Genomic DNA, 4,667 nt, shown 5'->3' with positions numbered 1-4,667 from the left:
TGCAAGGTAAAAAAATTAAGGATATGGGAATCCAAAAATATGTCACAAGACCTGAAAAAAGATATAAAGGTCAACGCAGACACAGCAGTTTTTATGTGGGTCAACATCTCTATCATTGGCTCCAGCTACATCAAATGTTCCCAAAAAATATAGAAGAGCTAATGCAAATTAGCCGCTATCGGTTGAAGGATTACATCAAAGGACAAAGAGCGATATCGCTTGCCCTATCTACCTTCTAGCTCGCTTGTCCCCCTCTCAGGAAATTGGCTGGAAGAATAATGATGATTGTTGAGGCATTTACGCAAGTACCTGTGACAGTATGGTATCAGAAAAATGAGAAATGTAACGATAAAGTATGGGCAGAACAATTAATAAATGAGCTACCTACATCAGGCTTGCTAGTCGTTGACCTAGGCTTTTTTAGTTTTCCGTGGTTTGACCAATTTACTGAGGAAGGAAAATATTTTCTTACCCGCATGAGGGGGAAAACATCTTACCAAATAAAGCAAGTTTTGTCCGCAGGAAAACTTGACCGAGAGAGATGAGATTATTACCCTCGGTCAGTATCGCTCTAATCCTTGCCATTCGACCGTCAGATTAGTCTCAGTTCTTTGGGGAAATACTTGGTATGATTATTTGACAAACGTGCTTGATTCTAAACAACTATCCGCTGAAGAGGTTTGTGATTTGTATAGAAGAAGATGGCAGATAGAAGAAGCTTTTCTCTTAACCAAGCGACTCTTAGGACTGGCGTATTTATGGGTTGGACACACTAACGGCGTACAAATCCAAATTCTCACTACCTTGATTTTCTATACTGTTCTCATTCAGATAGTTCAAGATGTGGCTGTAGCTCTCCATCAGCCGCAAGAAAAAATTTCTGTCGAGATGGTTTTTAGAAGCCTTTACTATGTAGCGAAGGCTTTCTCTCGGGGCGAAAACCCAGATGTAATCAGCTATTTAGCCGAACGCGCTCAACTTTTTGGACTGATTAAAGCTGAACGTCAGCGACATCGAGAGAAAGAGGCTCTCCATCGACAAATATGGGAACCTCTTCCCTTAAGTTGACACCAATGGCAAGCTTTGCGCCCCTACATTAACGGATTTTGTCCACAATGTAGGGGCGAACTGCGTTCGCCCAAAAGGTACATTATCAAAGCGCAAGTCCCTTAGTACTACTCGTAACCCAACCTGCGGTTTTTGTCAATATATTTTTACTTTCCGAAACCTTTGTTCGGGCGGTTTTGTTTGGCAATACGGAGGGCTTTTCCGGTTTTACCATCCTGTAGTGCAATCCGCATCGATCGCTTTTTCTGGTAGGATTGAATATCCGCCGCTAACGGATGATCGTTATCGATGCGTAGATGGGTTAAAGAACAGATAAGACCCGTTTGTTTTCCCAATTCATTTTTTAGGAAACAAATAATTCCCCCCTCGTCTCCCGTGTAGAAAATTTTATCGATCGAAAACTGGTGATCGGGTTTGTATCGCTCGCCTTTTGTTTCAGCTAGTTTTAACGTTTCGGGAGTTGCACGCACAGGGATTGGTAAACTCGCTTCCATTTTCTCAATTAACAAACGAACTTGTCGGGGATCGTCGATCGACATGGGTTATTCTCCTTGATAAAATACAAAGAACTGGCGATAGAACCCGATCGATCGAGTAGGATAGCGATCGAAAACGCCAATCAGGGACATTTTGCCGTGAGCGATCCGAATTCTCCCCCTCCCGGAACACAGATACTAGGAACCTTCGCCAGTCTTCTCGGTTTGCTGGGGATTTTTCTCTATTTTACGGGATGGATCTATCGGTGGGCCTATTTCGGCTGGTTTAGCCTTGAGATTAACCGTCTGGACTTGCCCTTGCGTTCCTTCCTTTTTGTGCCGATACAGGTCTTCTGTGGCGATTTCGGGGCGTTTCTGCGAACTTTTCTGGCGCTGGTTGCGGTTGCCTTTGCGATTCAATTTACTCTCTGGATTTTGTCTCCCCTGCCATCCTATTCAATTGTCAGTCAATCTAAACGGAAATTTCATCAAAAATTTCAGTTCCTAGGTTTATTAGTCCGGGGAATTCCCGAAGCTCTCCGAAAAGATTTGATCGCTGTTATTTGGCTATTAATTATTCTTTTTTGGTTAGCCCGAATTCAGGGATCGATCGATGCCCGTCGCGATGCAGTTAATGATACTTCTACCTTACCAGTTATCACTTTAGTTTTACCAGAAAAACAGATAGCGATCGGTCGTAATCCAGAGGATGTTTTTACCGATCCTTCTCTCAAAGGTTATCGAATTATCGGTGAGACTAAATTACTCGAAGAGCTGCGGGGAAAAGAAACTAATGATAGTAAAGTCAATCCCCCGCGAGTTTGGCGGTTATTAATCCAAAATAACAATTGGACTTATGTTTTTCGCGGGTTATCCCCTCAGTCGGCAGAAAATGAACGTCCGGCGATTCTAGCCATTCGCGAGGATAAGGAGGGACAATTGATGATTCTCGCGCCAGATGTCCCAGAATCTCGGTGAGAGTGAATCGGGGAAATTATCCAATTATGCTTGAACATCGAAGCTTACTGCTATAATTACTTACGGACAAAGATAATAAATAAAATTTATGGGCGACTTTTTTGATAACGTGAGCCGTTACCCCCGCTATCTGATTAGCTTTAGTTTAGGGATTTTCTGCGCCAGAGATTCACACTAAATCCGTTGAGTATAGGCTACATATCAGGACAAGCAATAGGCAATAGACAAAAGGGGCAATAGATAATCAGTCTCTAATAACGAGATTTAGTATCACACCCCTTCTTGTCTCTGATCAAGAGTTGTAGCTGCTTTAGTTTAGCCTGATCGGATTAGCTTTTCCTGCGTTTTTTTTCGGCTTGAGATTTTGAGTTTTAGGGTAACTGCTTGAGTGTTTTTTGAATTACCCCTTGACAATCAAAACAGTCGCTACGAGGCGATGGGATCAAACTTAATAAACAATTAGCAAGTATAAGCATTTGATGTCCCTGTTGCTGATGCACCAGTCACCACATCAACTGCGCGAATTACAGCAGGATTAACTTGATTTGGCCAACAGTTGGCCTGGAAGAAATTAGTTTTTTCCGAAAACTGTCCCTGTGCATCTGCAAGATCTTCTGTCAGATGGAATGGATTCTTTTGATTGACTAGATTCTCAACATAGAACTTGACTCTTCCACCAGGGGTAAAACCTTTGCCGCTAACCCTTATGGCTCCACCAGTTTGATTCTTTGTAGTAGAAACAACGATTGATGGACTCACTGGTTTATCCAATAATTCCCAACCCTTCCAGGGGGGTACGCCATCCCACCACTTGTGCCAAACCCCATCATCCATCCCACGGGCAAAAACATCAAGCCTGTTAGTCCCCCAAGAAACAACTGTAGGAGGTCCTTGGATTTCGCCCCCCAGTGATTGCCATCCACTCCAATTGCTAGGACTTCCATCCCCATAATTGTGATACACAGCCCCATCTTTTTGTCCGCGTATAAATACGTCTAGCCGGCCTTTAGACCATGCAACCGCAGCAGGAGGGTCAGATGTACCAGGTCTATTGGTATTAATTGGACCACCTACATCATACCAGTCTAATTGTGATGGTTTCCAGGGAAATACTCCATCCCATAATTTGTGTTTAATGCTACCATCCCAGGACCGGACAAAAATATCAATCCTGTCAGCCCCCCAAGAAACAACCGTTGGCGCTCCTTTTAACGGTGAGCCACCTAGTGTTTGCCAGCCGCTCCAGTTGTTAGGATTGCCATTTCCATAGTTATGATACACATTCCCGTCTAAACCGAGTACGAAAACGTCTAAACGACCTTTAGACCATGTTACTGCGGCAGGAGGCTCAGATGTTCCACCCCCCAGAGGTTGCCAATCTAATTGTGAGGGTTTCCACCCCTTCCCATCCCACCACTTGTGGTAAATACCATTATCCGTGCCACGAGCAAAAATATCGATTCGATTAGTTCCCCAAGAAACAACTGTAGGAGAACCTAGAATCTGACCACCCAGTAGTTCCCATCCTGCTAAAGGTTTATCGTTGTTACTTCCATAATTGTGATACAGAGCGCCATCGACACCGCGGGCAAAAATATCAAGTCGATTGCTAGACCATGCCACTGCCACTGGGTAATCCGTAATCCCCCCCCCAAGCGGCTGCCAATCAAAGTCAGATGGTTTCCACCCGGCTTTGTTGTCGAACCACTTTCGATAAACACGACCATCGATACCACGAGCAAAACAGTTCAACCAAATAGGGTTTTTTACTATTGGTTCTGCCTGTCCAAACAAGCTTTTGTATTTTGTGGCAATTGGATAGGGAATTGTGGCAATCTTTAACATAGGACATTTATGAATTTAGGAAATAAGTGTTTAATTTTAACTATTCTTGCGAACTTATTATCGAGCTTAGTGTTCGACGAGCATAAGTGTAATCCTAGACGGTTTTTTTCCATACAACAGCCTTTTTAAGATTTTCTTAAAAATTAGAATTTATCCATCTAAGTACCTAGGCAAAATTAATTACATACTCGCCTCCAAAATTGTCCAGCACTTTTTTAACGTAAGCGAGGAGGCTCTTTCGGTCTTTATAGGCGCTAAATTCAATCCATTCATATTTTAAAAATCGACCTAATATTTCAA

At 43.0% G+C, this 4,667-nt stretch carries 4 protein-coding genes and 3 pseudogenes; 4 read left to right on the top strand and 3 right to left on the bottom strand.

Annotation, left to right across the window (positions count from 1 at the left end):
• Positions 1-239, top strand: a 239-nt coding sequence (locus O9323_RS14635; RefSeq protein WP_288125339.1) for a transposase, incomplete at its 5' end; no start/stop codon positions are given.
• A gap of 18 nt (positions 240-257) precedes the next feature.
• A pseudogene (locus O9323_RS14630) lies at positions 258-1,068 on the top strand (IS4 family transposase); the annotation flags it as partial.
• 146 nt (positions 1,069-1,214) lie between these two features.
• Here the strand turns inward: O9323_RS14630 and O9323_RS14625 are convergent.
• Entirely contained in the window at positions 1,215-1,607 is a 393-nt protein-coding gene (locus O9323_RS14625; RefSeq protein ID WP_002751759.1) for a hypothetical protein, read from the bottom strand.
• 12 nt (positions 1,608-1,619) lie between these two features.
• Between O9323_RS14625 and O9323_RS14620 the strand changes: the two genes are divergently transcribed.
• A complete protein-coding gene (locus tag O9323_RS14620; RefSeq protein ID WP_288125338.1) occupies positions 1,620-2,522 on the top strand; it encodes a hypothetical protein in 903 nt (300 codons plus the stop codon).
• A gap of 88 nt (positions 2,523-2,610) precedes the next feature.
• A pseudogene (locus O9323_RS14615) lies at positions 2,611-2,685 on the top strand (DUF751 domain-containing protein); the annotation flags it as partial.
• 296 nt (positions 2,686-2,981) lie between these two features.
• Here the strand turns inward: O9323_RS14615 and O9323_RS14610 are convergent.
• Positions 2,982-4,367 carry a PLL family lectin gene (locus O9323_RS14610; RefSeq protein WP_288125337.1) on the bottom strand — a complete coding sequence of 462 codons (1,386 nt, stop codon included), beginning with the start codon at positions 4,365-4,367 and terminating at the stop codon, positions 2,982-2,984.
• Between the two features lie 166 nt (positions 4,368-4,533).
• Positions 4,534-4,667, bottom strand: a pseudogene (locus tag O9323_RS14605) (IS630-like element ISMae24 family transposase); the annotation flags it as partial.

The sequence above is a fragment of the Microcystis sp. LE19-131.1A genome, assembly GCF_027532015.1.
GTDB classification, from domain to species: domain Bacteria; phylum Cyanobacteriota; class Cyanobacteriia; order Cyanobacteriales; family Microcystaceae; genus Microcystis; species Microcystis ichthyoblabe_A.
This window is presented reverse-complemented; position numbering and strand designations above follow the sequence as displayed.

What these genes read in the sequence shown, in the direction of transcription:
- O9323_RS14625 (WP_002751759.1), bottom strand. Translation starts at nt 1,607, where the DNA reads ATGTCGATCGACGATCCCCGACAAGTTCGTTTGTTAATTGAGAAAATG.
- O9323_RS14610 (WP_288125337.1), bottom strand. Translation starts at nt 4,367, where the DNA reads ATGTTAAAGATTGCCACAATTCCCTATCCAATTGCCACAAAATACAAA.